Here is a 25,677-nt window from a genome sequence, read left to right as displayed (position 1 = left end):
CTCAACGGGGGAATCTCCGTTCGGGGCGGTCGGCTGTGAAGCAGGAAACCCGGCGGGCGACCGCCGGAATCCCCGTCCTTTAGGGCGGGGAGAAGTCAACTTGTGCAGCCAGGACGACGTCCGCCGGGAGGTGAAGATCGGCTGCACGCCCGCACCGGCGGTCACCGCGGCCTCGAACGCGGTCACCATGCCGTCCGCGCCGGGCAGATCCGCGTCGATCTGGGCGACCAGCGTGAAATAACCGGCGGCGCGGTGCGACAGCAGCAACAGGCCGTAGAGCCCGAGCGCGGGGGCGCCGGGGGCGCTGTTGCGCTCGTGCCAGACGCCGAAGTTGCGGACCAGGGTGCTGAACGACTCCTCGGTCAGACCGTCCCAGCCGAACGCGACGACACTCTCGAGCATCCGCTCCGGGGAGGGCGGCAGCAGCGGACCGCCGGCATCGTCGGCTTCGGGGGAGCGCAGCCAGTATTTCGTGACGACCCCGAAGTTGCCGCCACCACCGCCGGTGTGCGCCCACCACAGCTCCCGGTTCGGATCGTCGGCCTCCCGGGTGGCCGTCACCGTGCGGGCGGTGTCGCCCCGGTCGGCGACGACGACCTCCACGCCGTACAGGTGGTCGACCACCGAACCGTAGCGGCGCGACAGAGCGCCGTAGCCGCCGCCGACGATGTGACCACCCGCCCCGACCGACGGGCAGCTGCCGCCCGGGATCGTCACACCCCAGCCCTTGAACAGCGCCCGGTAGACCTGACCGAGCGTGGCGCCCGGCTGCACGGCGAACGCGCGCATCGCCGGATCGAACGTGACCGCATCCATCGGCGACAGGTCGAGCAGCGTGCGGACGGCGGGGTCGGCGGTGAAATTCTCGAAGCAGTGCCCGCCGCTGCGGGGGGCCACCCGCAGCCCGGCCCGTACCGCCTCGGACACGGCCTGCCGCACCTGCTCGGTGGTGGCGCAGACCCGGATCTCGTCGGGCCGCCCCGCGAACCGGAAGTTGTTGCCCCGCAGCAGACTGTCGTAGCGCCGGTCGCCGGGCGTGATGCGAACTGCGCCGGCGGCGGCAGCGGGGGCGGCAGCGGGGGCGGGGGCAGCGGCAGCCGCCGGGGACGTCAGGGCACCACCGGCCACGGCACCCGCGCCGACGATCAGAGAACGGCGGCGGACCTGGAGACGTTCGGGCTTGGTCATGCCGCCACGATTCCAGGACTCCGGCGGCGTACGTATCAATGGCCGTGATGATGGGAGGGCTGAATCGCGAACCCACCGATCGGCTGAGTGCGGGCTTGTTCCGGGGTGCCGAGGACGCCGGTACTCTCCGAATTGCGCGGCGCGACGAGGCTGGGGGATGGTCGACATGATCGGTTGACTGCGGCGACGGCCGCAACGACTGCGGAAAGAGGAACGGGTGTCGCAGGTGGAGGCCTGCCTGCGGGATGTGGAGTTCGGGGACTCGGCGGAGCGTGACGACGCCCTCTGCCGACTCGACCTCGTGGTGTGGAACGTCTACCGGGGTGGCCCGCCGTGGCCGGAGAGCACGGGAGCGGTCCGGCACCTCAGCGCGATGATCGCCGACGGGCGGGCACCGTCGGACACGGTCGAGTCGATCGTCGAGTTGATCGGGGACGCCGCGGCCTGGGTGGACCAGGTGCCCGGGCTGGAGGGGGCGATCACGGATGCTTATCCCGTACTCCGCATGCTGTTGAACGACGCGCGGCCGGACCGTGCCCTCTTCCTGGCGGACAACCTGACCGCGATGGTCCGGCTCCCCGCGCTGGCCGGCCACCGCGCCGAACTGGCCACCGCGATGGTCCGCCGGCGCGATCGTGCCGCGGGCCTGCTCGGATCCGGACGACCCGGCCCGGCAGGCGGTCGGCGAGGCGCGACCGAGGCGAACCAGGGCAACGAGGCGAACCAGGGCAACGAGGCGAGCGAGGCGGACGAATGGGATGCCCTGCTCGACTGGATGGCCAGATGATCTGGAGTGTCCTACCGGCTGATGAGGATCTGCTCGACCGGGCTGTCCGGCGATTCGGTGCGGGGAACGGCGCCGCGGCATTCGTGCCGGCACCCGGGGCGCTCGCGTTCGTCGCGGCGGACGAGGACGGCCTTCTCGGCTGGTGCTGGGGACATGTGCTGGCCAGACCGGACGGCAGCAGCATGGTCTACCTGCATCACCTCGAGGTCGCGGAGGAGAACCGGCGGCGCGGCATCGGGCGGGCCCTGCTGCGGGCGTTCATGGAGGCGGGGGCGGAGTTCGGCGCCACCAGGATGTTCCTGATCACGGGGGAGGCGAACGCGGGCGCGCGCCACCTCTACGAAACGATGGGCGCGACGGTGGCAACCCAGGGACCGACCGTGAACTACTGGTTTCCACTGACGAAGAGGACAGGCGGGACCACATGACGACCGGACCGGTCGAGCCGGTGCTCTACTTCGAGGAGATCCGGCGGGTCAGATGACCCGTCACCGTGACGGACGATCCTCACTGATAGCCGAAGACCTTCGCCGCCAGGTCGGACATGATCTCGTCGGCGCCGCCGCCGATGCCCAGGATCCGGGTGTCGCGGTAGTGGCGTTCGACCTCGGATTCCCGCATGTACCCCATGCCGCCGTGCAACTGGACCGCGGCGTCCACCACGAACTTGCAGGCGTCCACGGCGGCGTTCTTGGCCAGGCACACCTCGCCGATCACCGGGTCGCCGCCGGCATGGCGTTCGGCGATCGTTCGGGTGTACGCGCGAGCCAACTCGATCCTCTGCCGCATCTCGACGAGTTTGTGCCGCACCACCTGCCGGCTGATGAGCGGGCGCCCGAACGTCTCCCGCCCGCGGACGTGCGCGAGTGTCAGATCGAGGCAGCGTTGCGCCACCCCGTAGGCGTGCACCGCCGCCATGATCCGCTCCGGGACGAACGCCTGGCCGATCAGCTGGAACCCGGTGCCCTCCTCGCCGATCAGATTGTGCACCGGTACCCGGCAGTCGTCGAACGACAGTTCGGCCGTGTCGGAGCAGAGCCAGCCCATCTTGTCCAGTTTGCGGGACACCGTGAAACCGGGCGTGCCCTTCTCGACGATCAGCATGCTGATCCCCGCGGCTCCCGGACCGCCCGTGCGGACGGCGGTGGTGACGAAGTCGGCGCGTACCCCGGAGGTGATGAACATCTTGGCGCCGTTGACCACGTAGTCGTCGCCGTCGCGGACCGCCGTGGTGCGCAGGCCGGTCACGTCCGAGCCGGCGCCCGGTTCGGTGATGCCGAGCGCCCCGATCATCTCGCCGGCCAGGGCCGGTCGCACGAATCGGTCGATCAGGCCCGGCCCTCCGCCGGCGATGATGTGCGGCAGGGCGATGCCGTGCGTGAACAGCGAGGCGTGGCAGCCCGACGAGCCGCCGGCCTGCATGAACGCCTCGGTCAGGACGACCGTGTCGACGGTGGAGCCGCCGTCGCCGCCGATCTCCTCGGGGAAGCCGACGGCGTACAGGCCGGCCTTGGCGGTGCGCCGGTGCAGGTTGCGGGGGATCTCGCCGGCCTGTTCCCAGGCGGCCAGGTTCGGGAGGATCTCGCGGGCGACGAAACGGGTCATCGCGTCGCGCAGGGCTAGGCGTTCCGGAGTCTCGTACACGCCGCTGAGACTGTCTCGCATCGTCATTCCGGTCAATACCCTGTCGCGATCTTGCAGTGACGTGCGTCACTCGCTTACCGTCGGGCGATGCCGACACCATTGCGTGCCGTGTTCGCCATGGCACGGGCGGTCGCCGCCTCCGTCGTGTCCCGGGTTCTGTCCCCGCGGCGGGAGCCGCCGACAACGCCGCCTGCCGGTGGACCGCGGGTCTACGCGTACCCCTGCGATTTGCGGCAAGAGGTCGGCGCCCCGCCCGGCCGGGTCTTCGCGCAGATCGCGGATCCCGGGCGGCGTGGAAGCTGGCTGACCTCGCATCTGGGCTGGGTGGGGGAGACGCCGACCGGTTTCCGCGACGGCGAGCGGGTGGTGGAGCGGGTCAAGTTGATGGGCACGCCCGCCGAGGTGCGGTGGACGATCGTGCGTGCCGAGGCGCCGCGGTGTCTGTGGCTGGAGGGCCGTGGTCCGATGGGGATCAGTGTCGGGTTCGCCCTGACGGTGGAGCCGTCGGGGTCCGGGACCACGGTGCGTTTCGACGGCGGGGTGGAGGGCGGCACGGCGGACGGGCCGCTGGGCCCGATGGTGGCCCGCAACCTGGGCGATGCGGTGCGGGTCTCGCTGAAGCGGCTGGCCGGGGGAGCCCGGCGCGAGCCGGAGCGGGCAGCCGGCCGTGACCGGGAGCGGGCGGCGAAACCTGGGCCGGTCCGGTACCAGCGCACCGGCCAGGACCTGGACGCATGGACCCCGGTGATCGTGGGTGTGGGCCAGGTCAGCGACCACGGGACCGAACCGCGCGACGGTGACCCGGTGTCGCTGGCGGCGCGTGCGGCCCGGTCGGCGGCCGCGGACTGCGGGGCGGGGGAGCGGATCTGGGCCGAGGTGGATCTGGTCGGGTACGTCGCCAGCGTGTCCTGGCAGTACCCGGACGCGGCGGCGCTGCTCGCGGACCGGGTGGGAGCCCGGCCGTCCGAAACTGTTCAGACGACGGTGTTCGGTGGGGACGGTTCGCTGCGGCTGCTCAACGACGCGGCGGCGGCGATCGTGGACGGCCGGGCCCGGGTGGCGCTGCTCGGTGGAGGCGAGGCCGCGGCCACCGCGGCGGCCGCCGAGCGGGCCGGAATCACGCTCGACTGGCCGCGACAGGACGACGACGCCGTACCCGGCCGGACCATCGGCGTCGACACGGCACCCAACACCGACGCGGAGATCGAGGCGGGGCTCGTCGCGCCCATCCACCTCTACGCGCTCATCCAGTCGACCCTTCCGGGCGGGGCGGGCGAACTGTGGTCCCGGTTCTCCAGGGTCGCGGCCGGGAACCCGTACGCGTGGCGCAGGGAAAGCCTCACCGCGGCGCAAGTGGCCGCTCCGGGGCCGGGAAATCGCCCGATCGCCGACCCCTATCCCAAGCTGATGACCGCGAACCTGCAGGTCAACCAGGCGACCGGAATCATCCTGTGCAGTGTCGCGGCGGCCACCGAGGCCGGCATCCCGCAGGAGAAGTGGGTGTTCCCGCACGTCGGTGCACACGCCACCGACGAGTGGTACGTGACCGAACGCTCGTCCTTGAACGAGTCCCCCGCGATCCGGGCGAACGGTCGTGCGGTCCTCGACCACGTGGCCCGCGACATCGGACAGATCCGGTACGTGGACCTGTACGCCTGCTTCCCGTCGGCCGTGCAGATCGGCGCGGCGGAGCTGGGGCTCCCGCTCGACGACCCGGACCGGCCGCTGACCGTCACCGGCGGGCTGACGATGGCCGGCGGCCCGGGCAACAACTACTCCAGTCACGCGGTGGCCACGATGGTCCCGCTGCTGCGGGCCGCACCGGACGACCACGGTCTGGTCACCGCCCTCGGCTGGTACCTCACCAAACACGCGATCACGCTGCTGTCCGCGACGCCGCCGGAACGACCGTTCGCCGACCTGGACGCCGACGCGGCCGCGTCCCGCGAGAAGCCCCGCAAGGTCGCCGAAGGCTACACCGGACCGGCGACCCTCGAAGCCTTCACCACGACATACCACCGCGACGCCACCCCGGAGGCCCTGATCGTCACCGCGATCACGCCCTCCGGCGACCGGGTGATCCGCCGCGTCCCGCCCCGGCCCGGACCGCTGACACCCGGGCACCTCCTGCACATCACCCGCGACGGATTCGAGGAGCCCCGGCCGTGAGCGCATCCGAACATCTCCGAGCAGTGCTGCGCATGCACCAGATCGGCATCGTGGACCTGCGCCGGCCCGACCGGCTCCTGCGTGCCGCGGTCGCCAACGCCCGCCTCGGACCGCAGGCCGCCCTCACCCAGAAGGCCGCCCTCGAACACCCGGACGCGCCCGCGCTCACCGACGAGCGCGGCACCTGGTCGTACCGCGAATACTACGAACGGTCGAACGCCCTGGCCCACGCCCTGCTCCGGGTCGGCCTGCCACCGCGCGCCGTGATCGGCGTCCTGGCCCGCGACCACCGCGGCCTGGCCCTGGCGATCACCGGCACCGCCCGGGCCGGCCTGCGCCTGGCCATGCTCAACACCGGCCTGGCGAAGACCCAGCTCGCCGAGGTGATCGACCGGGAGAACGTGCGGTTCCTGCTCTACGACCAGGAGTTCGCCGACATCGTGCCGACGAGCGTCCCCCGCTGTCTGACCTGGGCCGACGGGCCGTCCGAGGACCGCACCGTCGAGGACCTGACCGCAGCCGAACCGACCACGCCGCCGCAGCCCGAACCCCGCCGGCCCGGCGGCTTCATCATCCTGACCAGCGGCACCACCGGCCTGCCCAAGGGTGCCCCGCGGACCAAGGTGTCACCGCTGGCCAGCGCCCTGATCGCGGACCGGATCGCGTTCCCCCGGCAGGGCACCGCGGTGATCGCCTCCCCGCTGTTCCACAGCACCGGGTTCGGCGCCTGGACGGTGGGCCTGTCGCTGGCCAACCACGCCGTCCTGCTGCGCCGCCTGGACGCCGAGTCGATCCTGCGCGCGATCAGCGACCACCGGGCCGCGATGCTGGTCGCCGTCCCGACCATGCTCACCCGGATGCTCGCCCTGGGCCCGGAGATCATCGGGAAGTACGACACGTCGTCGCTGCGCGCGGTCTTCCTGGCGGGTTCCGCCCTCTCGCCCGAACTGAGCACCCGTTTCCAGGACACCTTCGGTGATGTCCTGTACAACGTCTACGGTTCGACCGAGGTGGCGGTGGCATCCGTCGCCCAACCGCACGAGCTGCGACGATCTCCCGGCACGGTCGGCCGGCCGCCGGTGACCGTCCACGTGGCGCTCTTCGACGAGAACGACGAACGGGTCGACGAGCCGGGCGCGATCGGCCGGGTCTTCGTGCGCACCGGCATCCCGTTCGAGGGCTACACCGACGGCCGCACCAAACAGGTCATCGACGGCCACATGGCCACCGGCGACCGCGGGCACTTCGACACGGACGGCCTGCTCCACATCGACGGCCGCGACGACGACATGATCATCTCCGGGGGAGAGAACGTCTATCCGCTCGAGGTGGAGAACCTGCTCGCCTCCCGCGACGACGTCCTCGAAGCCGCGGTGATCGGCGTCGACGACCCCGAGTTCGGCACCCGCCTGCGCGCCTTCATCGTGCCGGCCGCGCACGCCGCCCAAGACCCGCAGCAGATCAAGGACTTCGTCAAGGCGAACCTGGCCCGCTACAAGGTGCCCCGCGACGTGCTCTTCCTCGACGAGCTACCCCGCAACCCCACCGGCAAGGTGCTCCGGCGCGAGCTTCCCACCGATTAGGGGTACGGGGATGAGCGACATCGTGGACCGCATCGAGGCGATCCGGCTCCTCGCGTACCGCAACCGGCTCGCCGAGGCCGAAGGGCAGACGAAGGACCTCATCGAGATCCTCACCCGCACCGAACTGGACCGGCACCTGGCGAGCATCCAGGAGACCATCGACGACTACTTCCTGCCCCGGCGCCGGGCCCGGCTGCAGGTGGTGCTGACCAACCGTCTCTCCGCCCGCGAACCCGAACCCCCGGCTCCCGCACAGGCGGCCCCCGAGACACCGCTGACCGCGCAGGAACTCGTCGAGCAGTTCGAGGCGGGGCTGGAGGAACTCAGCGGGCGGCACATCTTCGAATGGTCGACCTACTACCGCGACTGGCTGGAGGACGACTTCGACCGGTTCCTGCGCCTGATCGATGACGAGACGGATCAGGTCGACTGGTTCCTGCAGTACGTCCTCTTCCTGCTGTGGCAGCACTCCACCGAGATCTTCCAGAAGGGGTTCAACCATCAGCTGACCCGCGGCGAGAGCCAGGACTACGCCCAGTCGAAGAACCTGAACGGCCTGCAGCACTTCCTCGACCTGCCGATCGACTTCTACTGCCACCGGCTGGACCGGGCCAGTCGTACCCAGCAGGCCCAGGATCTGCGCAGACTCACCTCGACCATGCTGATCGCCATCCTCGGCGGGTTCGCCGACGTCGACTTCGGCACCCGCAAGGGCTGGGAGATCCTGTCGGTCGAGTACCGCTCGTGGGCGCACACCCTCGCGTTCCTCACCGAACCGGACCTCGACCGGCTGCAACAGGTGCTGGGCAGCAGCCTGTTCGGCGACCGGATCGCCCGGATCGTGCGGCCGACCGCCGCGGCGATCGACGACCTGGGCCTGGGCCGGCGGCACGTCCCGCTGCCCGCGATCTCCCAGTTCCGGGTGAACGAGAACCGCCTCGACATCACGCTGCGGCCCTCGGACCTGTCCCCGATCGCTCACATGATCGAACTTCAGTGCTACCTGGACGACAGCGTCGACCCGCTGGACCTGGTCGAGGCGTCCCGGCGGGGCGTGGCCGTGGTGGTCGCCCCGCTGCGCCCCGACCTGCGCTCCGAAGTGGCCCGCGACCCGCGGTTCGCCACCATGGTGGTGGCCGCCCGCGGGGACCAGCCCAGCGACGTGGGCGACACCCGGGAGACCGTGTTCGGGATGCTGGTCGACCACGCCTACCGCGCGGAGACCCGGGCCGACCGGCACCAGCCGCTGCTGCGCAACCCGGCCCTGGACTTCCCGCTGGCCGAGCCGGGACAGCTGCGCTTCTACCGGGTACGGCGGCGCAGCGTACAGAACCTGCTGCGCACCTACGAGAGTCGCAACGGCGTACGCCTGTGGTGCAGTGTGCGGCGCAGCGGCAAGACCACCGCGGGTTTCGACCTGGGCTCGTCGACCGGCCAGGCCACCATCATCAGCCAGACCTGCGACACCACCGGGCAACGCGAACACGACAGTGTCTTCTACGACCGGGTGTCGGACGCGCTGGACAAGGGCCGGCGGATCCCGCAGGACTTCGTGGAGGGCCTGATCGACCACTGCTCCGACCGGGAATCCAGCGAGCACGGCCGGATCGTCTTCGTCCTCGACGAGTACGAGACCCTGTTCGGCCAGCTCGCCGCGTTCCTGCGCCGCGACCGCGACATCCGGTTCACCGTCGTGCAGCCGCTGATGAACCAGCTCGTCCGGTTCTCCCGGGAGAACCTGCTCATCTTCCTCGGGCAGCAGCCCAACGCCCACTTCATCATGATGGACCAGAACCAGCTCAGCCCCCTGGTCCGGCAGGACCCGTTCCCGCTGTTCCCGCACCACGCCGGCGACGAGAGCAGCGAATTCTCCGAACTGGTCGCCAAGGCCCTGGGCAACACCATGTCGCCGGACCCGTCCTTCATCGACGGCGTGTACGCCGAGACGTCCGGCCACCCGTACCTGACCGTCAACCTGCTGCGGGAGTTCGTGCAGTCCCTGATCGACCAGGGCCGCCCGCAGTCCGAACTGACCCTGGACCGCAGCGACATCGAAGGCTTCTGCGGTGCCGCCCTCACCCCGTCGATGCTGGGCCGCAGCTCCGAGTACGACTTCTTCCGCAGCGCGGCCGCCGAGGCGCTCGGCGACTTCGGCCGCGAACACAGCCCGTGGCTGCACGACGTGTACGCCTGCATGCGCGGCCTCATGCAGGCGTCCCCGACGACGTTCCGGTGCTCGCACGCCGACTTCGAGGCCATCGCCCGCACCGTGACCACCCACCCGCAGACCCTGCTCACCGCCGCGGCGGCGAGCAACTTCATCGCCCACGACAACCAGTGGGTCTGGCCACGGATCCGTCTCCTCGGCCGGATCGCCGCCGTCTCCGAGGGGAGCATCCACGCATGAGTGACGTCGCCGACCAGGTCACCCCGGCACAACTGGCCCGCAGCGTCCGCGACCGGCTGGCCGGCGCCGGCGTCGGCGCCGGCGTCGGCGTCGGCGCTTCCGTGGGCGCTTCCGTGGGCGCTTCCGTGGGTGCTTCCGGGGGCGCGGAACTCACCGGCTTCTGGTTTCAGGTCGCCGGCAGCCGCGAGGAGTACGCGATCGAACTCCGCGAACACCTGCGGGACGTACCGATCGCGGTGGTCGTGGTCCGCGACGTCTCGTTCGCCAACGCGAACGCGCTGCTCAACGACTTCATGGCGGTCCTCGAGGGGAACCGGCAGGACTGCCTGGACGCGTTCGGCCACGAACCCGGCGCCACCCGGTACGGCGTTGTCCTGCTGGCCCGTACCGAGATGCGCCTGCCCCAGCTGTCGTCGCCGGCCCGGGTGCCGGACTGGTTCCCGAGGATCGGCGGCCGGGAGATCTCCGTCGTGATCCTCGATCTCACCTGGCGGGTCGAGGTGAGCCTGAACGCCGACGAGCGGGCGGTCGGCCGCCTGCGCCGGTCCGTCCACGAGCTGGAAGGCGTCCTGCTCACCCGGCTGACCGAGGTCTGGCGCGACGCTCCCACCACCGCCCAGCCGCTGTGGTCGGTTCTGTCCAGCCGCGGCGAACGCTACGACGACTTCCTGAAAGATGCGGAGGCGGCACACGGCGAGGTCAGCAACCCGGAGTCGTTCCGGCCGAGCCTGCGCGAGGGACGATCCCTGGTCGCCCGCCTGTGGGGCGCCATGCAGAAGACCCACCCGGGCGGGGTGCCCCGGCTTGCGAAACACCTGGCCGGCGCACTGCGGCTGCCCGACGACCCCGGCGGGCACTGGCATCCCACCCTGGCCCAGGTGATCAACCGCACGCCGGACGGCCCGCCGACCGAAGCCGGGCGGTTCTGCAGCAACCTGTTGACCACACTCGCCTGGTCCTGCCAGCTCACGACGGCGGCGGCGCACGCGGCCGAATACCCGAACTTCCCGGTCCCGCTGCTCACCTCGTTCTTCTTCGACCTGCGGACCGGCCTGGCCGGCGCGTGCGCGGTGCTGCGCTCGACACGGTGACGCCGGGTCGCCGTGTCGGGGCGGGCGCGGCGAGCTAGTGTTCGCGGCGGAAGCTTTGCGAACGAATGGGGTGCAGGAGACATGGCCACGGAGAAGGCGATTCTGGCCGGCGGCTGTTTCTGGGGGATGCAGGACCTGATCCGGAAGCGTCCCGGTGTGGTGTCCACGCGGGTCGGCTACACCGGCGGCCGGGTGGAGAACGCGACGTACCGCAACCACGACGGTCACGCCGAGGCGATCGAGATCGAGTTCGACCCGGCCGCGACGTCGTACCGGGATCTGCTGGAGTTCTTCTTCCAGATCCACGACCCGACCACGGTCAACCGGCAGGGCAACGACATCGGCACCAGCTACCGCTCGGCGATCTTCTTCGAGACCGACGAGCAGAAGCGGGTCGCCGAGGACACCATCGCGGACGTGGACGCCTCCGGCCTGTGGCCGGGCAAGGTCGTCACCGAGGTGACCGCGGCCGGCCCGTTCTGGCAGGCCGAGCCGGAGCACCAGGACTACCTGGAGCGCATCCCGAACGGCTACACCTGCCACTTCCCGCGGCCCGACTGGAAGCTCCCGCGCCGCGCGCAGTGACCCGAAGCCGCTGTCTGACGGATACTGCTGCGACCTTGGTGCGCTGACCCCCGCCCGGGGTGGCCCGCGCACCAAGGTCGGCTCACCGATGTAGGCCGGTGCGCTTCTGCCCGATCACAAGCCTGATGGGGGTACGCACGGGTGGGCCGACCGTGGCCCGCGGCGGCCACCAGGCCGTGCCGTGCAACCCGGCGTCGCTGCTGTGGTTCGGCCATCTGTGCGGTGTGGCCCGACTGCCCCACGGAGCGCTGATCGTGTGCGGTGTCGTGGCGGGCCGCGAGGACAGCGGCCCTGACTGGCTGGACTTCTACCTGCCGCTGAGCGCGTTGGGCCGTGCCGAGCCCCGTTCCGGCTCGCATATGGTCGGCGGTCCGGCCTCGTTGGCCTGGCGGCGGCAGCGTGCGCTACCTGCCCGCGACGGATTGACCAGTGCTGGGTGGACATCGTGCGAATCTCGTCTCACGCCCTCCAGAGCGCATCACCTGACGACGCGGGTTGCGGTATCGACACGGCGCTGGCCTGTGGGTGCCGCAGCGTGCAGAGTGGCTTGTCATGCGACGGAGAGCAGGACAGTTGATCATTATCCTGGGTGCCGCCTCCGGGCTCGCCGCGTGTTCGGTGCCCGAGGAGGGGATCACCGGGCTGACGGTCGACGCTCAGGGAGACCTCTGGGGCGCCGTCGCGATGTGTTACGACGATCCGCCGGACGTCGTCTATCTCGCCGGTTTCCGGCCGGCGCCCGCGCCTTCGCAGAGCGCCCCGGACAACCACCCGAGCCTGGCGGGCGAGGAACTGGGCGAGGTCGAGTACACCGTTCCGCGAGGCGCCGGCCGGGTGCTGAGTTTCCCGCTGGAGGCTCCCGCCGACGGGTGGGTGGCGAGTCTCGGGCCGCCACGGCTCCTGCCCGACGTGGACTACCGGTTGTACGGCCACACCAAGAACAACAGCTTTCGGACGATGGAGGTCGCGTTCCGGCTGTCCGACCGGGAGCGGCTCGCGCCCGGCACGGTGCTGATCCAGGACGTACGCAGCGACGAGGATGTCCTGGTGTCGCAGGCCGAGTTCGCGGATCGTGGCAAGAGGTTCTGCCTGGGCACGTGAGTGGTGTCGGCTGTCACGGTCTGACGAAGGCGGCTCGCAGGACGGCGCGGATGGTGGCCTCGGGGTCGCCGTCGGCGCTCTCGGCCATGCTCCCGTTGAGCCACAGGCTCGCGAAGCCGTGCACCGTCGACCACGCTGCCAGGGTGAGGGCCCGGTCCGGGCCGGCGTCTCCGGACAGCGTGCGTGATCCGGCCCGGAGGATGCCGGCGGCGCGGCGTTCGGCGCTGACCACGTCCGGGTCGTCCCGGCGGTAGAGGTCGGGGCGGAACATCACCTGGAAGTGCGCGCGATGGCTCAGGGCGAACCGCACATAGGCCACCCCGACCTCGAAGAAGTCGTCGCCGGCCGCCGCGAGGGCGTCGGCGAACAGTTCGTAGCCCTCGGCGGCGACGGCGGTCAGCACGCCGGTCTTGTCGCCGAAGTGGTGGACCGGGGCGACGTGTGAGACGCCGCTGCGGCGGGCCAGTTCGCGCAGGCTCCAGCCGGTCGGGCCGGTCTCGGCGGTCGCCTGCAGGGCGGCGTCGATGATGGCCCGGCGCAGGTTGCCGTGGTGGTAGCCGATGTTCCTCACCTCGAATCTTACCGTTGACAACATCCTAGCCGAGGCGCAATCTTACCAACGACAAGATTGGGGAATGAGATGGCTCCGTTCTTCGCGCTGGCCGGTGGCTTCGCGATCTTCCGCCTGCTCGGCCTGGCCGGCATCGACATGCTCGACGACTGGCAGACCCCGCTGCGCTGGGCACTGGCGCTGATGTTCGTCCTCACCGGGACGACGCACTTCCTGCCCGGGTGGCGCCGGGAGATGGCCGCGATGGTGCCACCCGGCCTGCCCCGCCCGGAGCTGCTGGTCGCGCTGACCGGCGTCCTCGAACTGGCCGGGGCGGTGGGTCTGCTGATCCCGCGGGTCGCCCCGCTCGCGGCGGTGCTGCTGGCGCTGCTGATGCTCGCGATGTTCCCGGCGAACGTGGTGGCCGCACGCCACCACCTGCAACTGGGCGGCCGCCAGGCCACTCCACTATTTTTGCGCGCGGCCCTACAGGTCGTCTTCGTCGGAGCCGCGATAGCCGCCGCGTTCTGACCGCATGTCAGATCTCCTGCCGTTCCCGCGCAGGCAGCCCGAACCGGACCGCGACCGGATTCCACAGCTCGAGGAACTCCATCTTGGCGGACCCGGATCGCTCCGATGCCTCCATGCCCTGCTCGAACTGGGCCGACCGTTCGGGAGGCGACGCGCAGCCGTCCGGGTCCGCGGCTGCCGCCCACGCGGTGAAGGCCGCATCCGCGTCCCGAGCATGCGAGAACGCCGCGGTGAGGCTGGCCCGAATGGTCTCGGCGTCCGGAAGGTCCGCGATGTAGATGCCGGCGAGAAGGTCGAGTTGCCGCTGACGTTGGTCGGTGAGATCACGGAGGTCCGCGATGGCGCCGGCCAGGTTCGAGCAGGCCTGTACATCGGCGATCGCCTTGTTCAACCGGGTACGGATGTCACCGCTTTCCCGCAACAGGGCGTCGATGGCCTCGGCCTCGATCCGCACGTCGTCGACGGTGGCCGGTGGCTGGCCGCCCGTCTGCTCGCGGCTGGTGCCGACGGTGAGCCCGACGGCATAGGTGAGAAAGCACATCAGCATCACGGCGAGCGCCGTGGCTACGAGCCTGAGCGTTCCGGCCCATGCGGCCACCAGGGGGCGCCCGGCCCGCGCGGCCCGGAAGCGCTGCCAGGCGCAGGCCGGGCGTTGCAGCCAGAAGGCGCCCGGCTGGTGTGGAATGGCGACAAACGGTTCGCCGTTGCGGGCCAGAGCCCGGACCAGTTGGCTGATGAACCCGTCAGAGCGCATTGGCTTCCCCCGCCCGGGTCACCGCGCCCCGGCCGTCACGCTCGGCTCCGGCCGTAGACGGCTCGTTGCCGGACTCGGCACCCGGGATCTGCTGGGCCATCTTCTCGATGATCAGTGGTGCGGCGATGCCGACACTCAGGGCGCTGAGCTGGCTCATCGGCCCGCTGGCCCCGACGGCACCGGCCAGGACGCCACCGACGCCGAGGCGGATCAGGACCGAAACGATGATCGGGCCGGCTCTCAAGCGCTTGTTCCACGGCCAGCGCCCACGGCGCATGACAGCGCTCCACTCGAGGCCCTCGACGGCGACGCCGCCGAACACCCCCCACATGACACACTGCCAGAGCTGCACCGGCACACCGTAGTCGTGCTGATGTGTGTCGATCCAGTTTCTCCACTAAGGGATGTAGACCTCGGCCAGGCTGACCGCTACGCCGTTGCGGGTTTTCAGGCGGACCATCGGCGTGGAGTTGTACTCGTACCATGCGGCGAACTCCTTGGCCGACGCCTTGCAGGTGGCCGCCGCCTGCTCGTCCATGCACTGGGTCAGGTCGTCGTTGCCGCTCGCGCCGACCAGGGCGAACTCCGCGTCGTCCGCCCGCGGCAGGGTGATCTTCGCTTCGCTGTCGGCGGTGTTCCAGGCGCTCTGGCACTGCTGGTTGTCCGGAGGCAGGTGGAACGCCTCGCAGAAATCCGGATTGATCATGAAGATGATCGGTTCGACGACGATCGCCTTGTCCTTGCCACTCTGGTAGGTGAGCAGCCGCACGATCGAGTCGGTGTCGCCTCGGCTGACGTCGGTGAACGTCGGCGTGGGGGCGGGCGCCGGCGAGGCCGACGACGTGGGTACCGGTGTCGCGGTGGAGCAGGCGCCGAGCAGCAGGACCAGGGGCAGGGCGAGCAGGCGGAGTCTCATAGCGTCCGGATCTCCACATCCTTGAACGTGACCTGCGCGTAGTCGGCGGTCGTCTCCAGCTCGTTCTCCACGCCGAGTTCGATCCAGCCGCTGATCAGCCGCCGGTCGTCGACGTCGGCGGTGAGCACCTCGGCGCCGTCCAGCGAGACGGTCGCCACGTCGTCGAGGATCTCCAGGCCGACCCGGTGGTCCTTGCCGTCGGCGAAGGCCGTCGAGCGGGCGGTGCCGACCGTGGTCGCCGCACCCTTCGTGTCCAGGGTGACCGTGATCTCGCCGCGGCAGAGCGTCAGGTGGTAGCCCACCGTGTCCTCGATCCGGCGGAACGAGATGTACGCGCAACTTCCCGCCTGGGGCACCGACACCGTGACGGCGATCGACTGGTCGCCGCCGATGATGTCCTTCGGGCCGGGGCAGGAGCTGGACTCGCCGTACGGGGTGGTCGCCACCAGGTGCCCGTCGCGGAACCGGCAGGTGTTGCGCCCGTCGGCCTTCACCGTCCACTGGGCGGCCCACCCCAGCGGGTCGATGATCATCGGGCCGTTGCCGATCCGTGGGGTCGGCGCGGCCTCGACGGGGGCGGCGGGCTCGTCGAGCGCGGAGTTCTTGAGGGCGATCCCGCCGGCCGCGCCGAGCACCGCGAGAGTGGCCACGCCCGCCCCGGCCGCCGCGAGCAGACTGCGGCGGCGTCGTTGCCGGGAGCGCCCACCGGCCCGGGCGGCCTGCGCGGCCTGCCGCAGTTCGGGGCTGCCGGCCAGGTCACCGACGCCGTGTGAACCGGTGTCGAGCAGCAGGTCCAGCAGCTCGGTCGAGCTGGGACGGTCGGCCGGGTTCTTGGCCAGGGACCGGTCCACGATCTCGCGCAGCGGCGACGGCAGGTTGCCGAGCTGCGGTGGCTGGGTGAGGATGCGGGCGGCCGTCGCGGCGGGGGAGTCCGCGCCGAACGGGGTCCGGCCGGTCGCCGCGTACGCGACCACCACCCCCCAGGCGAACACGTCCGACGCCGGCCCGACCCCGGAGCTGTCGCCGTCGAAGCGTTCCGGTGCCATGTACGACACCGTCCCCACCATCTGGTCGGTGCGGGTGTGGTTGCTGGTCGCCTCGAACGCCCGCGCGATCCCGAAGTCGATCACCTTCGGGGTGCCGAGCGAGAACAGCACGTTGCGCGGTTTGAGGTCGCGGTGGATGACCCCGGCGCCGTGGATCGCGGTCAGCGCCGTCGCCACGCCGATCGCCACGCTGTACAGGTCGCCGCCGGACAGCGGTCCCCGGTCGGTGACCACGTCGGCCAGGCTGGGGCCGTCCACGTACTCGACGACGAGGTAGGGGGTCTCGCTCTCCGGGTCGGCGTCGAGCACCGGCGCGGTGCAGAACGCCGGGACCTGCCGGGCCCGGTTGACCTCGCTGCGGAACCGTCCGCGGAACTCGGACTGGTGGGCCAGTTCGGGGCGGATCGCCTTGACCGCGACGAGGTTTCCGTCCGGTCCGCGGCCCAGGTAGACGGCGCCCATACCGCCCTCGCCGAGCCGGCCGAGCAGATGGTAACCGCCCAGTTCCGCAGGGTCGCCGGGTCGCAACGGATCGGTGGGCATGGGTCGGTAGATTACGGGATCAAGGAACGCCGTCGTCGAGGGGACCGGACGGTCAGCACAGGACCCGTGCGGCCGTGACGGGGGCGGCGGTCAGCACCGGCGCGGCGCTCGCCGGAACCGTCACGACGAGGCAGCCCGGGCGCCGGGTGACCGTCGCGGACACGCCGAGCAGGCGGGCCGCCCGGACCAGCACCGCCGCGGTGTCCTGGTCGGGCAGGCGGACCCAGAGGCGGTCGGCGCGCTTGCGCCGTCCACCGGCGAGCAGCACGGCCCGCCAGGACAGGTGGGCCAGAGCCAGCCGTTGCAGGTTGCGCGGCGACGACACACCCAGCGTTTCGGGGGAGAGCAGCGCCTGACGGCCCTGCCGCCAGGCCGCGGCCAGCATCCCGCTGGCCGCCAGGCGCAGGTGCCCGGGGACGAGTACGCCGTGCACCTCGTACCGCCGGCGGCCGCCGCCGGCCCGCACCTCACGGGTGGCCGCACAGCCGAGACCGCCGAGCAGCGCCGCCAGGCGGTCCGCGGCGTCCGGGTTGTCGAACTCGGCGAGGGCCGCACCGATCAGGGGCGCCGGGGTCAGCGCGGCGTGCCGCGACGGGCGCAACCCGGGCAGCCGGGGCGTCTCCACGCACTGTACGAGCACGGCCGACTCGAAGGCGGCCGGCAGCGCCGCGGCGAGCACGACGGCCCGGGCCGGAATCTGGTCCATGTGCTGTTCGCCCCCCTGTGGTTTGCGGGTTTCCGTTACCGTGCCGGGTCGGACGTTCAGCCGGTACTTCCCGGATACAAAGTTGAGGGAAACTTGCGGGGATCACGCCCTGCTGCGTTGGGAGACGGGTGGTACCCCGAACCAGGGGCCGGCGACTCGCCGGGCCGTGCCGGATGGCACTCGCCGGGCTCGCCACGCTCCTCATGATCACAGGCTGTGTCGGCGGGACTCCGGAGCAGCACCGGATCCGGATCGCGACCGGCAGCCCGACCGCCGTCTACTACGCGATCGGCAGCGCCTTCGCCGAGGTCGTCAACCAGGAACTGCCCGGCCTGGACGCCAGCGTGCTGGTCACCGCGGCCTCCGCGGAGAACCTGAACATGATCGTCAACGGCACCGCCGAGGTCGGGTTCACCCAGGCGGACGTGCAGGTGACCGGCGGCGACCCGGTGCCGGGGACGGCCGCGCTGGCCCGCGTCTACGACGACCTGCTGCACCTGGTGGTCCGCGCGGACAGCCCCATCAAACGGCTCCAGGACCTCAAGGGCCGCACCGTGTCGGTCGGGGCCCGCGGGTCGGGGACCGGCGTCACGGTCAGCCGCCTGTTCGCGGTGGCGGACATGAGTGCTGACGGAGTCGTACACCAGAGGGAATTGAGCCTCGACGACTCCATCCTGGCGCTGTCCCGCGGTGAGATCGACGCGTTCTTCTTCTCCGGCGGTCTCCCGGTCGCCGGGATCAAGCAGCTCAGCGGCGAGATCGGCACCAGGATCGTGGATCTCGCGGCCTGGGCCGCGCCGCTGCGCGACGCCTACAGCGACGTGTACGTGGTCCGCGACGTCCCCACCTCCGCCTACCGGATGCCGGCCGTGTCGACGGTCGCGGTGCCGAACCTGCTCGTGGTGTCGTCGTCGATGCCCGACGACGTCGCCTACGACCTGACCCGCCTGCTGATGGAACGCCGCGACGTGCTGGCCGCCGCGCACCCGGCCGCCGAACGGCTCGACCTGCGCACCGCCATCGCGACCCTGCCGGTCCCGTTGCACCCGGGGGCGGCCCGCTATTACAAGTCGGTCAAACCGTGACGGCGCCGGCCGGGAACCAGATGCTCGCCGCCAGCCCGCCGGACTCCGCCGGCGCCAGCTCGAACCGTCCACCGGACGCCTCCACCAGCACCGTGACGATGGACAGCCCCAGCCCGGCGCCGTCGACGTTCTGCGCGTCCGGGGCCCGCCAGAACCGCTCGGTGGCCTGACGGCACTGTTCCTCGGTCATGCCGGGGCCGGTGTCGCGTACGCAGACCTCCACGCCACCGTCGCGAGCCGCCACGCCCACCTCGACCCGCCCGCCGGCCGGCGTGAACTTGAGAGCGTTGTCGATCAGCGCGTCCAGCGCCTGATCGAGAGCGGTCGCCACCAGCCGGGCGTGCTGGGCCTCACCGGGCACGTCGGTGACCAGTTCGATGCCGCGCCGCTCGGTCAGCGGTGACCAGGCCTGCGCCCGGTTGAGGGTCAGCGACACCGCGTCCACCACCTCGACGCGCTGCCGGCCACGCTCGGCCCGGGCCAGCTCGAGCAGCCCGTCGAGCACGTCCGCGAGCCGGTCGGTCTCCTCCAGGGCGATGTCGTTCTCGCCGCGCAGTTCCTCGTCGTCGAGGCGGCTGCCCAGGTCCTCGATCCGCAGGCGCAGCACGGTCAGCGGGTTGCGCAACTGATGGCTGGCGTGCGCGACGAACTCCCGCTGCCGTTCCAGCGACGCGGTGACCGTGTCGGCCATCTCGTTGAAACTCGCCGACAGCCGGCGCAGCTCGGGCGGGCCCAGACCGGGCTGCACCCGCGCGCCCGAGTCACCGGCGGCGATCTCGTGGGTGACCGCGTCGAGCCGGGTCACCGGCCGCAGCACCCACCCGGCCAGCCGGCTGGCGGTGGTCATGCAGACCGCCACGGCGACCGCCCCGACCAGGGCCAGGATCAGCCACAGGGTGAGGATCTCGCGGCGGCTGCGGTCGGACGGGGAGACGGTGAGCACCACGCCGAGCACCGCGCCGCCGTCGCTGATCGGCACCGCCACCACGACCGGTCGCTCGTCCCACGGCCAGAGCGTCTCCGGCATGCCGACCTGGTGCCCGGCCAGGGCGTCGCGGATGGCGATGCCGGTCTCCTGCGGGTCGCGCGGTTCGTCGCCGAAGACGCGCAGCACCTTCTGGTCCTGGTCGACCAGGACCGAGGCGATCCCGTACAACTCGTGGTATTGCTGAAGCTCGTCACTGAGCGCGTCGAGCTCGCCGCTGCGCACCGCCGGGGCGGCCAGCGAGGCGAACCGGGTCGCGTCGGCCAGCCGGTCGGCGACCGCGCCCGCCGTCTCGCGGCTCGCCAGCGACGTCGCGAGCGGGATCTCCAGGGCCAGCAGCACCATGCACAGCAGCAGCAGATAGGTGCCCACGAGCCGCCTGCGCACACCGCCCCCTGCCCGCCGTCATCCGGTGCGCAAACGGTAGCCGACGCCACGCACCGTCTGCACCAGGCCGGGATCCCCCAACTTGCCGCGCAACGACGCGACGTGCACCTCAAGGGTGTGTTTGGCCGACCAGGTGGTCTGCCACACATCGAGCAGGATCCGTTCCCGGGTGACCGCCTCACCCGGCCGCCGTGCCAGCGACGCGAGGATGTCGAACTCCTTGCGGGTCAGGGTGACCTCTTCGTCGTTGAAGCTGACGGTCCGCGCGCCGTGGTGGATGCGCAGCGGCCCGATCTCGGCGACCTCGGGCGGGGCGCTGGAGGTGCGGACGGCCCGCCGCAGCAGCGCTTCGATCCGGGCCTGCAGCTCGGCCATCGAGAACGGTTTCACCACGTAGTCGTCGGCGCCCATCCGCAGTCCGGTCACCTTGTCGCGTTCCTCGCCGCGCGCGGTCACCGCGATGATGCCCAGGTTCTCGTTGCGCGCCCGCAGCGTCCGGCACACGTCGACGCCGTCGCCGTCCGGGAGGTTGAGGTCGAGCAGGACCAGGTCGCAGGGGGCGGCCTCGAGGGCGGCGGTGGCGGTGGCGGCATGCTCGACGAGGTAGCCGCGGCGCTGCAGCATGGACGTCATCACCGTGCTGACCCGCAGGTCGTCCTCCACGAGCAGGATCCGCATGGCCCCCCTTTGTCGGTTGTTTCAGATCGCCGGACGCTAACCGGGTTGTGTTTCAGACTGCCTTACTTTTCTCTGTCGACGGAGGATCCATCTAGGCTACCTTGGGATCCAATCGCTTTCGAGGGGGCAACATGGCAGTGCGGCGGATCATCGCGCTCACCCTGGGCTGGGAGGATCTGCCCAAGTCAGCCTCCGTCCATGGGGGCTCACGCACCGAGCGGGTCCGGGAGCCGGTGCCGTCACTGCTGCTCGAGACCGGCGACGGATGGCTGATCCTCGACACCGGCTTCAACACGGCGCTGTTGCGGGATCCAGCGTTGCGTAGTCGTTTCTACCCGAGTCCGAATTATCAGCCTTCTCTTTCAGGGTCGCCGTCCGGTGAACCGCTGCTGGAGGCCCTGGACGCGGTCGGCGTCGCCCTCGGTGACATCACCGCCGTAGCGTTGAGTCACCTGCACGTCGACCACGCCGGCGGCCTGAAACACTTCGCCGGCCGCGTCCCCGTCCACATCCAGCAGGCCGAACTCGACTACGGCCTGAACAACCACCCCGAACCCGAGCGCTACTCGATGGCCCGCATCGACTACGACGACCCGCGCATCGACTGGGTGCCCGCCACCGGCGACGTGGAGATCGCACCGGGCGTCACCGCACTGTCCACTCCCGGACACACGCCGGGCCACCAGAGCTTCGTGGTCGACCTGGCCGGCGGCGGCGGTTACGTCTTCGCCTGCGACGCCGCCGACCTCACCGAGAACATCACCGAGGAACGGGCCATCGGCTCGTTCCGCGGGGCCACGCCGGAACAGACGGTCGAGCAGATCCGGCGGTTGAAGGACATCGGGGCGCGCCGCGGCTACCCGGTCATCCCCGGACACGACCCCGTCGCCTGGCCCACTCTCACTGCGGAGCTCGCGGACCGACGGCGCTGACCACCCGGACCGGCGGATGGATGCTTGCTCCAGTTCCAGGCCGAGACGCGCACCGGCGTGACGCAGCGTCTCCGCGCACCCCGCAGTGCCCTGGAAGTCGAGAATCACGATCCGGCCACCGGGCCGAACCACGCGCAGCAGCTCGCTGACCGCGTCGACCACCAGCACCGATGTCTCTCTGGCGGATCATCGAAACCGGAAGACCTTTTTGAGGGTACGCGTCGGCCCGGTCCCGGAGCAGTCCGGAACGCGGCCTGCCGCCTACTCACGCCCGCTGCCACGCCCCGCCCTCCGATCCCGGGTCGGTCCTCGCCCACCACTCGGTGAACAGCGCGGTCACCTGATCGCGGGTCTCCGCGATGAGGAACGTGGTGCCTTCGGCCGTCAGTGGCTGGACGGCATACCTGTACACGTCGGCATGCCTGTCGACCGAGGGGCAGACGAAGAGCGCCAGCATCCGCAGGACCCGGAGGGTGTCCTCGCCGAGCAGCGGGAAGTGCGCCTCCACCAGACGGCCGAGCGCCGATCCGACCTTGTCCACGACGATCCCGACGACCGCCTCGGCCAGCGTCCGGGCCAGGCTGGACAGTTTGCTGGTCACGAACTCCGCGATGAGCTTCTTCGCCCTGTCGGCTACGAACGCGGCGACGTCGTGGACTTCCTCGAGTCCGCGGATCAGGATCACCAGAATCCCGCACCAGGTGTGCTTGGCCAACCGCCGCTTGACCTCACGGGCCTGGTCTCCTGCCTGCTTGTCGATCTCCTTGGAGGTCTCTGCCCAGGTCTTCTCCAGAAGCGTGTCAGCGAGAGTCTCCAGCCGGTTCAGTGGCATCGCGCGGCTCCGCGGATCGCCGAGGTCGACGATCCGCGGTGTGCGGTCTCCGGTGGTGTCGGGGGAGAGTCGGCCGCTGATCTCCAGGCGGGCAAGATCGATGTAGCCCTCCCGGTTCTGCCGGTTGAATCCGATCTTGTTGTGCCGGTTCCGGGTGATGCCGGCGAGGAGCTGTTCCCGGCGGTCCGCGCGGTCCCTCTCCGGTCCGCGGGCATATCCGATCCATCCACCCCAGCCGTGGCGCGCGCCGCTGCAGGCGCAATCGCACCGGTGTTGCCGGGCTTTCTCGCAGTTGCTGGGGTGCGTGGTCTGCGCCATCGGGGCCACCGTTCACCAAGATATCGCTCTCCGTCAATTAACGGTGACTCTAGGTGTGCAGTGAGGGTGGTCGGCTCTTTAACTTCCGTCATTTCGGTCGCCGGCCAGGGAAATTTCGCGGCTGAAGCGCCCGTCTGCCGCGCGGGATCGATCGGTGCTGTCGGATTCCTGATGGACGTCCGGGGTGGATCAGGTTCCGGGAGCGTTCCGGAGGATTGCTGCGGAGCTTTCTGCCCTTCAGCGGCCTTGCGCAGAGCGCTTGGGGAGTACGCGTCGGCGGGAGTCCCGTGGTGGCCCAGACCGCACCGAGTTGCCCACACCGGCCCGCTGCCGCGCCCCACCCTCCGATCAGTGGTCATGCCCGATGGTGATCAGCTGGCCTTGGCGAACTCCGCGACGGCGACGAGCACGTTCACCAGCGGGGGCGCCACGACGAAGGCGCCCACCACCAGTCGCAGGCTCTCCTTGCGGCGGGGGATCCAGGCGCGGGCCAGGAACGCCGCGAAGGCCACGCCCCCGGTTACGTAGGGCCAGACGGTGAAGACGGCCTGCGAGGTGTCCAGGCACGCGCGTTCAAAATCGGCGCCACAGTTCGCGTCGAGCTGACCGAGCACCGCGGTCCCCGGCACGCAGCACATCAGCGACACGACCGGCACCGCCGCGAGCCCCGCCAGCGCCGCCCCGCGCCCGGCCCGCTCCCGCCACGCCGGGCCATCCGGATCTTCACTCATGGCAGTCACCGTAGGTCACCCCTGGACCGGACGGCACATACTGAGTCGATGGGCACCTTCCAGGACCCGAACCCGGACCGAGACTGGCTGAAACGTGGCTACACCGACACGAGCAGCAACCCGTTCTCGATCGACGCGCAGACCGAGGCGATGGGCCGTCTCGCCGAGGGCACCGGTGACACGAGGATGGCCCGGATCGGCCGGGTCGTGATGAAGGTGGCCGCGCTGTTGGCCCTGCTCCCGTTCGTGGTGTTCGCCGCCCAGTGGGCCCTGCACCTCATCGGCTGACCACTCCCATTCCCCTGTACGTGGGCGCACTACTCGCTAAGCGATGTCTCGTAACTCGGTGCAGGTGCTCTGCGCGCGTATGTCGGTCCCAGTTGGCCGTGGGATTGGCTGCCACTGCCCCGGCGGATGCTATTTGTGGGCCTGCGGTCGGGGCCCCGGGGGTGGGCGGGGCGGCGGACATAATGCTCCGTATGGATCTCCTTCTTCGACCGGTTCGGCGACAGGACCTTCTCGCGCTGACCGGCTTACTGGAGCAACTCGGCTATCCGACCACTGAGTCAGACTTGGACGGACGACTCGACTACTGGCTCGAGGATCCCGCAAGCTGGCTGATCGGCGCCGAGGACGGCGGCGCCCTGGTCGGCGTCGCGGCACTGCACGTCCTGCCGATACTGGAAAAGACCGGGAAGTTCGGGCGGCTGCTCGCCCTTGTGGTCGAGGAGCGGTACCGCGGCCGGGGCGTCGGCCGGATGCTGGTGACGGCCGTCGAAGACCAGGCACGCGCTGTCGGCTGCCTCGCCATAGAGCTCAACAGCAGCCGTCACCGGACCGAGACCCACACCTTCTATCAACGTCTCGGATATGAGGACGCCTGTGTCGAGAAGGCCCGGTTCTACAAGAGCCTCACCGACGCATAGCTGCGAAACAGGCCAGCGACGCGGCCGTCCTCCAAGACTGACGCTCCCGTAGGTCTTGCCCGTGACCGATTTCTGGTCAGCCGGCCAACGCGATGTTGTGCAGGTGGGCGATTCCCGATGCGGTGACGGCTCAGGTTCGGGCGGCACGGCGGTAATCGCGCAGGATCTTGTAGGTCTTGAGCCGGGCCAGGGCATGTTCAACACGGGCCCGGACTTTGCGGTGCCCGGCGTTGTAGTCCTGTTTCCACTCGGGTAGTTCACTGCCATCGGCCGGTTTGCGGTACGGCATGATCACCTCCGGGTTGCCGCGGTAGCCGCCGTCGGCCATCACCTCACGGCCGGCCAACTGCTGATCGATGCCGCTGCTGCGGTACACGATCGTGTCGTTACGGTTGCCGGGTTGTGGGTCGCCCAGGGCGATGACCAGGCGGGTATTCGCATCGATCGCGACTTGCAGGTTCGCCGAATATCGGTAGTTCTTGCTCTTCGCGGCCAACCGGTGATCCCGAGTCGGGATCAGAGTGCCGTCCACGATCGCGACCTGGCCCGTCGGGCGGCGGCTTACCGGCGTCAACGCGAGCAGCGGCCCGATTGTGTCGATGACCCGGTGCGCCGCGGAGTGCGATACCCCGAACAGCGGGCCGAGCTGGCGCATGGTCAGGTTTGTGCGCCAGTACACGGCCACCAGCAGGACCCGGTCAGGCAGGGCCGTCGCCCACGGCCGGCCCGGCCGCCCGTCGGCGATGGCGTCACCGCCGCGTTTTGCGACCAGACGCACGAGGCGGCGAAACTGCGCCGGCTGTAGCCCGGTGAACGGGTGGATCAACGCGGGGCGAGAGGCTGAGAACACCTGCACCCATCGATGATCACTTATTGTCCGAACCAGAAAATCATCGGGTTACGAGACATCCCTTAGTACTTTCCGGGAATGCGAGAAGGTCCTGCAGCGCGGCGTGGCGGAACTGGTAGACGCCACCGACCTGACGCAGAACTTGCCGATCCTGAGCCGTTTGGAGTAGCGGGATGAACCGGAGAGGCGAGTCTCTCGGTGCGCGCAGGCTCTCCACCAACGCTAGATCGCCGGATACTCCAAGCCACATACCGACGTGATCTCAGCGAGCGGCGGTCAGGTATCGGTATTCGAAATGGATGAGGTGAAGTGCTGCGGCGACGATGTCGCCGATCCGGCTCGGGCTGATGGT

26 protein-coding genes are annotated in these 25,677 nt (G+C 70.4%); 13 read left to right on the top strand and 13 right to left on the bottom strand.

What is annotated here, in order from left to right; genetic code table 11:
• Nucleotides 1-1,188: FAD-binding oxidoreductase (locus tag WH85_RS41995; protein ID WP_052721199.1), on the bottom strand; the 1,188-nt coding region annotated here is incomplete at its 3' end.
• Between the two features lie 217 nt (nucleotides 1,189-1,405).
• Here WH85_RS41995 and WH85_RS41990 point away from each other — a divergent pair.
• Together WH85_RS41990 and WH85_RS41985 are read left to right on the top strand one after the other, a co-directional pair.
• Nucleotides 1,406-1,975: a hypothetical protein gene (locus tag WH85_RS41990; RefSeq protein ID WP_045747762.1), complete on the top strand. Its 570-nt coding sequence runs from the start codon at nucleotides 1,406-1,408 to the stop codon at nucleotides 1,973-1,975.
• Nucleotides 1,972-2,403 (top strand): GNAT family N-acetyltransferase, encoded by a 432-nt coding sequence (locus tag WH85_RS41985; RefSeq protein ID WP_045747761.1) that lies wholly within the window; start codon nucleotides 1,972-1,974, stop codon nucleotides 2,401-2,403. Before WH85_RS41990 ends, WH85_RS41985 begins: the two co-directional genes overlap by 4 nt.
• 79 nt (nucleotides 2,404-2,482) lie before the next feature.
• Here WH85_RS41985 and WH85_RS41980 read toward each other — a convergent pair whose 3' ends face one another.
• Nucleotides 2,483-3,640, bottom strand: a complete 1,158-nt coding sequence (locus tag WH85_RS41980) for an acyl-CoA dehydrogenase family protein (RefSeq protein WP_045747767.1) — start codon at nucleotides 3,638-3,640, stop codon at nucleotides 2,483-2,485.
• Between the two features lie 66 nt (nucleotides 3,641-3,706).
• Between WH85_RS41980 and WH85_RS41975 the strand changes: the two genes are divergently transcribed.
• The 6 genes from WH85_RS41975 to WH85_RS41950 all read left to right on the top strand — a co-directional run bounded on the left by WH85_RS41975 (nucleotide 3,707) and on the right by WH85_RS41950 (nucleotide 12,555).
• Nucleotides 3,707-5,788 (top strand): type II toxin-antitoxin system Rv0910 family toxin, encoded by a 2,082-nt coding sequence (locus WH85_RS41975; protein WP_083449683.1) that lies wholly within the window; start codon nucleotides 3,707-3,709, stop codon nucleotides 5,786-5,788.
• Nucleotides 5,785-7,371 (top strand): AMP-binding protein, encoded by a 1,587-nt coding sequence (locus WH85_RS41970; protein ID WP_083449682.1) that lies wholly within the window; start codon nucleotides 5,785-5,787, stop codon nucleotides 7,369-7,371. The genes WH85_RS41975 and WH85_RS41970 overlap by 4 nt, the downstream gene beginning before the upstream one ends.
• Before the next feature lie 10 nt (nucleotides 7,372-7,381).
• Nucleotides 7,382-9,778 (top strand): hypothetical protein, encoded by a 2,397-nt coding sequence (locus WH85_RS41965; RefSeq protein ID WP_045747760.1) that lies wholly within the window; start codon nucleotides 7,382-7,384, stop codon nucleotides 9,776-9,778.
• Entirely contained in the window at nucleotides 9,775-10,869 is a 1,095-nt protein-coding gene (locus tag WH85_RS41960) for a hypothetical protein (RefSeq protein ID WP_045747759.1), read from the top strand. The genes WH85_RS41965 and WH85_RS41960 overlap by 4 nt, the downstream gene beginning before the upstream one ends.
• 81 nt (nucleotides 10,870-10,950) lie before the next feature.
• Nucleotides 10,951-11,454, top strand: coding sequence for a peptide-methionine (S)-S-oxide reductase MsrA (gene msrA, locus WH85_RS41955; protein ID WP_045747758.1), 504 nt, complete (start codon nucleotides 10,951-10,953; stop codon nucleotides 11,452-11,454).
• A 573-nt stretch (nucleotides 11,455-12,027) separates the two neighbouring features.
• Nucleotides 12,028-12,555, top strand: coding sequence for a hypothetical protein (locus tag WH85_RS41950; RefSeq protein WP_157411564.1), 528 nt, complete (start codon nucleotides 12,028-12,030; stop codon nucleotides 12,553-12,555).
• Between the two features lie 13 nt (nucleotides 12,556-12,568).
• On the opposite strand, the gene WH85_RS41945 is transcribed toward WH85_RS41950, so the two are convergent.
• On the bottom strand, nucleotides 12,569-13,126 hold the full coding sequence (locus WH85_RS41945; RefSeq protein ID WP_245674329.1) for a TetR/AcrR family transcriptional regulator: 558 nt from the start codon (nucleotides 13,124-13,126) through the stop codon (nucleotides 12,569-12,571).
• A gap of 69 nt (nucleotides 13,127-13,195) precedes the next feature.
• On the opposite strand from WH85_RS41945, the gene WH85_RS41940 reads away from it, so the two are divergent.
• A complete protein-coding gene (locus WH85_RS41940; protein ID WP_045747755.1) occupies nucleotides 13,196-13,636 on the top strand; it encodes a DoxX family protein in 441 nt (146 codons plus the stop codon).
• A gap of 7 nt (nucleotides 13,637-13,643) precedes the next feature.
• On the opposite strand, the gene WH85_RS41935 is transcribed toward WH85_RS41940, so the two are convergent.
• Genes WH85_RS41935 through WH85_RS41915 form a run of 5 tightly spaced genes read right to left on the bottom strand, consistent with a single transcriptional unit; the run spans nucleotide 13,644 to nucleotide 17,601 of the window.
• The gene (locus WH85_RS41935) at nucleotides 13,644-14,390 is read right to left on the bottom strand and encodes a hypothetical protein (RefSeq protein ID WP_045747754.1); all 747 of its coding nucleotides are present in this window, start codon (nucleotides 14,388-14,390) and stop codon (nucleotides 13,644-13,646) included.
• Nucleotides 14,380-14,742: a hypothetical protein gene (locus WH85_RS41930; RefSeq protein ID WP_157411563.1), complete on the bottom strand. Its 363-nt coding sequence runs from the start codon at nucleotides 14,740-14,742 to the stop codon at nucleotides 14,380-14,382. Before WH85_RS41930 ends, WH85_RS41935 begins: the two co-directional genes overlap by 11 nt.
• 45 nt (nucleotides 14,743-14,787) lie before the next feature.
• Nucleotides 14,788-15,306 carry a hypothetical protein gene (locus WH85_RS41925; protein ID WP_045747752.1) on the bottom strand — a complete coding sequence of 173 codons (519 nt, stop codon included), beginning with the start codon at nucleotides 15,304-15,306 and terminating at the stop codon, nucleotides 14,788-14,790.
• Nucleotides 15,303-16,895: a serine/threonine-protein kinase gene (locus WH85_RS49590; protein WP_083449679.1), complete on the bottom strand. Its 1,593-nt coding sequence runs from the start codon at nucleotides 16,893-16,895 to the stop codon at nucleotides 15,303-15,305. The genes WH85_RS41925 and WH85_RS49590 overlap by 4 nt, the downstream gene beginning before the upstream one ends.
• Nucleotides 16,896-16,947: 52 nt before the next feature.
• A complete protein-coding gene (locus tag WH85_RS41915; protein ID WP_045747751.1) occupies nucleotides 16,948-17,601 on the bottom strand; it encodes a hypothetical protein in 654 nt (217 codons plus the stop codon).
• A 173-nt stretch (nucleotides 17,602-17,774) separates the two neighbouring features.
• Between WH85_RS41915 and WH85_RS41910 the strand changes: the two genes are divergently transcribed.
• The gene (locus WH85_RS41910) at nucleotides 17,775-18,686 is read left to right on the top strand and encodes a TAXI family TRAP transporter solute-binding subunit (protein WP_045747750.1); all 912 of its coding nucleotides are present in this window, start codon (nucleotides 17,775-17,777) and stop codon (nucleotides 18,684-18,686) included.
• Here the strand turns inward: WH85_RS41910 and WH85_RS41905 are convergent.
• Both WH85_RS41905 and WH85_RS41900 read right to left on the bottom strand, forming a co-directional pair.
• Entirely contained in the window at nucleotides 18,676-20,058 is a 1,383-nt protein-coding gene (locus WH85_RS41905) for a sensor histidine kinase (RefSeq protein ID WP_045747749.1), read from the bottom strand. The two genes, WH85_RS41910 and WH85_RS41905, sit on opposite strands and share 11 nt — an antisense overlap.
• A gap of 18 nt (nucleotides 20,059-20,076) precedes the next feature.
• Nucleotides 20,077-20,736: a response regulator transcription factor gene (locus WH85_RS41900; protein WP_045747748.1), complete on the bottom strand. Its 660-nt coding sequence runs from the start codon at nucleotides 20,734-20,736 to the stop codon at nucleotides 20,077-20,079.
• Between the two features lie 131 nt (nucleotides 20,737-20,867).
• Between WH85_RS41900 and WH85_RS41895 the strand changes: the two genes are divergently transcribed.
• Nucleotides 20,868-21,668, top strand: a complete 801-nt coding sequence (locus WH85_RS41895; protein WP_045747747.1) for an N-acyl homoserine lactonase family protein — start codon at nucleotides 20,868-20,870, stop codon at nucleotides 21,666-21,668.
• Between the two features lie 265 nt (nucleotides 21,669-21,933).
• Here WH85_RS41895 and WH85_RS41890 read toward each other — a convergent pair whose 3' ends face one another.
• Both WH85_RS41890 and WH85_RS41885 read right to left on the bottom strand, forming a co-directional pair.
• Nucleotides 21,934-22,818: a hypothetical protein gene (locus WH85_RS41890; RefSeq protein WP_045747746.1), complete on the bottom strand. Its 885-nt coding sequence runs from the start codon at nucleotides 22,816-22,818 to the stop codon at nucleotides 21,934-21,936.
• Between the two features lie 371 nt (nucleotides 22,819-23,189).
• Nucleotides 23,190-23,549 carry a hypothetical protein gene (locus WH85_RS41885; protein ID WP_045747745.1) on the bottom strand — a complete coding sequence of 120 codons (360 nt, stop codon included), beginning with the start codon at nucleotides 23,547-23,549 and terminating at the stop codon, nucleotides 23,190-23,192.
• 48 nt (nucleotides 23,550-23,597) lie between these two features.
• On the opposite strand from WH85_RS41885, the gene WH85_RS41880 reads away from it, so the two are divergent.
• The gene (locus WH85_RS41880; RefSeq protein WP_045747744.1) at nucleotides 23,598-23,837 is read left to right on the top strand and encodes a hypothetical protein; all 240 of its coding nucleotides are present in this window, start codon (nucleotides 23,598-23,600) and stop codon (nucleotides 23,835-23,837) included.
• 182 nt (nucleotides 23,838-24,019) lie between these two features.
• On the top strand, nucleotides 24,020-24,475 hold the full coding sequence (locus WH85_RS41875) for a GNAT family N-acetyltransferase (RefSeq protein ID WP_342669828.1): 456 nt from the start codon (nucleotides 24,020-24,022) through the stop codon (nucleotides 24,473-24,475).
• Nucleotides 24,476-24,605: 130 nt separating this feature from the next.
• Here WH85_RS41875 and WH85_RS41870 read toward each other — a convergent pair whose 3' ends face one another.
• Nucleotides 24,606-25,331 (bottom strand): transposase family protein, encoded by a 726-nt coding sequence (locus WH85_RS41870; protein ID WP_083449678.1) that lies wholly within the window; start codon nucleotides 25,329-25,331, stop codon nucleotides 24,606-24,608.
• Nucleotides 25,332-25,677: the final 346 nt, after the last annotated feature.

This window comes from Actinoplanes rectilineatus (genome assembly GCF_000962825.1).
Taxonomy (GTDB): domain Bacteria; phylum Actinomycetota; class Actinomycetes; order Mycobacteriales; family Micromonosporaceae; genus Actinoplanes; species Actinoplanes rectilineatus.
The sequence above is the reverse complement of the archived record's forward strand: the minus strand, read 5'-3'. Positions and strand labels throughout refer to the sequence as shown.

Bases quoted from the DNA above. Each gene is read 5' to 3' on its own strand.
- WH85_RS41985 (WP_045747761.1), top strand. From the start codon at position 1,972: ATGATCTGGAGTGTCCTACCGGCTGATGAGGATCTGCTCGACCGGGCT.
- WH85_RS41980 (WP_045747767.1), bottom strand. From the start codon at position 3,640: ATGCGAGACAGTCTCAGCGGCGTGTACGAGACTCCGGAACGCCTAGCC.
- WH85_RS41960 (WP_045747759.1), top strand. From the start codon at position 9,775: ATGAGTGACGTCGCCGACCAGGTCACCCCGGCACAACTGGCCCGCAGC.
- WH85_RS41940 (WP_045747755.1), top strand. From the start codon at position 13,196: ATGGCTCCGTTCTTCGCGCTGGCCGGTGGCTTCGCGATCTTCCGCCTG.
- WH85_RS41890 (WP_045747746.1), bottom strand. From the start codon at position 22,818: ATGGCGCAGACCACGCACCCCAGCAACTGCGAGAAAGCCCGGCAACAC.
- WH85_RS41975 (WP_083449683.1), top strand. From the start codon at position 3,707: ATGCCGACACCATTGCGTGCCGTGTTCGCCATGGCACGGGCGGTCGCC.
- WH85_RS41925 (WP_045747752.1), bottom strand. From the start codon at position 15,306: ATGAGACTCCGCCTGCTCGCCCTGCCCCTGGTCCTGCTGCTCGGCGCC.
- WH85_RS41880 (WP_045747744.1), top strand. From the start codon at position 23,598: ATGGGCACCTTCCAGGACCCGAACCCGGACCGAGACTGGCTGAAACGT.
- WH85_RS41875 (WP_342669828.1), top strand. From the start codon at position 24,020: ATGCTCCGTATGGATCTCCTTCTTCGACCGGTTCGGCGACAGGACCTT.
- WH85_RS49590 (WP_083449679.1), bottom strand. From the start codon at position 16,895: ATGCCCACCGATCCGTTGCGACCCGGCGACCCTGCGGAACTGGGCGGT.
- WH85_RS41910 (WP_045747750.1), top strand. From the start codon at position 17,775: ATGGCACTCGCCGGGCTCGCCACGCTCCTCATGATCACAGGCTGTGTC.
- msrA (WP_045747758.1), top strand. From the start codon at position 10,951: ATGGCCACGGAGAAGGCGATTCTGGCCGGCGGCTGTTTCTGGGGGATG.
- WH85_RS41895 (WP_045747747.1), top strand. From the start codon at position 20,868: ATGGCAGTGCGGCGGATCATCGCGCTCACCCTGGGCTGGGAGGATCTG.
- WH85_RS41965 (WP_045747760.1), top strand. From the start codon at position 7,382: ATGAGCGACATCGTGGACCGCATCGAGGCGATCCGGCTCCTCGCGTAC.
- WH85_RS41900 (WP_045747748.1), bottom strand. From the start codon at position 20,736: ATGCGGATCCTGCTCGTGGAGGACGACCTGCGGGTCAGCACGGTGATG.
- WH85_RS41935 (WP_045747754.1), bottom strand. From the start codon at position 14,390: ATGCGCTCTGACGGGTTCATCAGCCAACTGGTCCGGGCTCTGGCCCGC.
- WH85_RS41915 (WP_045747751.1), bottom strand. From the start codon at position 17,601: ATGGACCAGATTCCGGCCCGGGCCGTCGTGCTCGCCGCGGCGCTGCCG.
- WH85_RS41885 (WP_045747745.1), bottom strand. From the start codon at position 23,549: ATGAGTGAAGATCCGGATGGCCCGGCGTGGCGGGAGCGGGCCGGGCGC.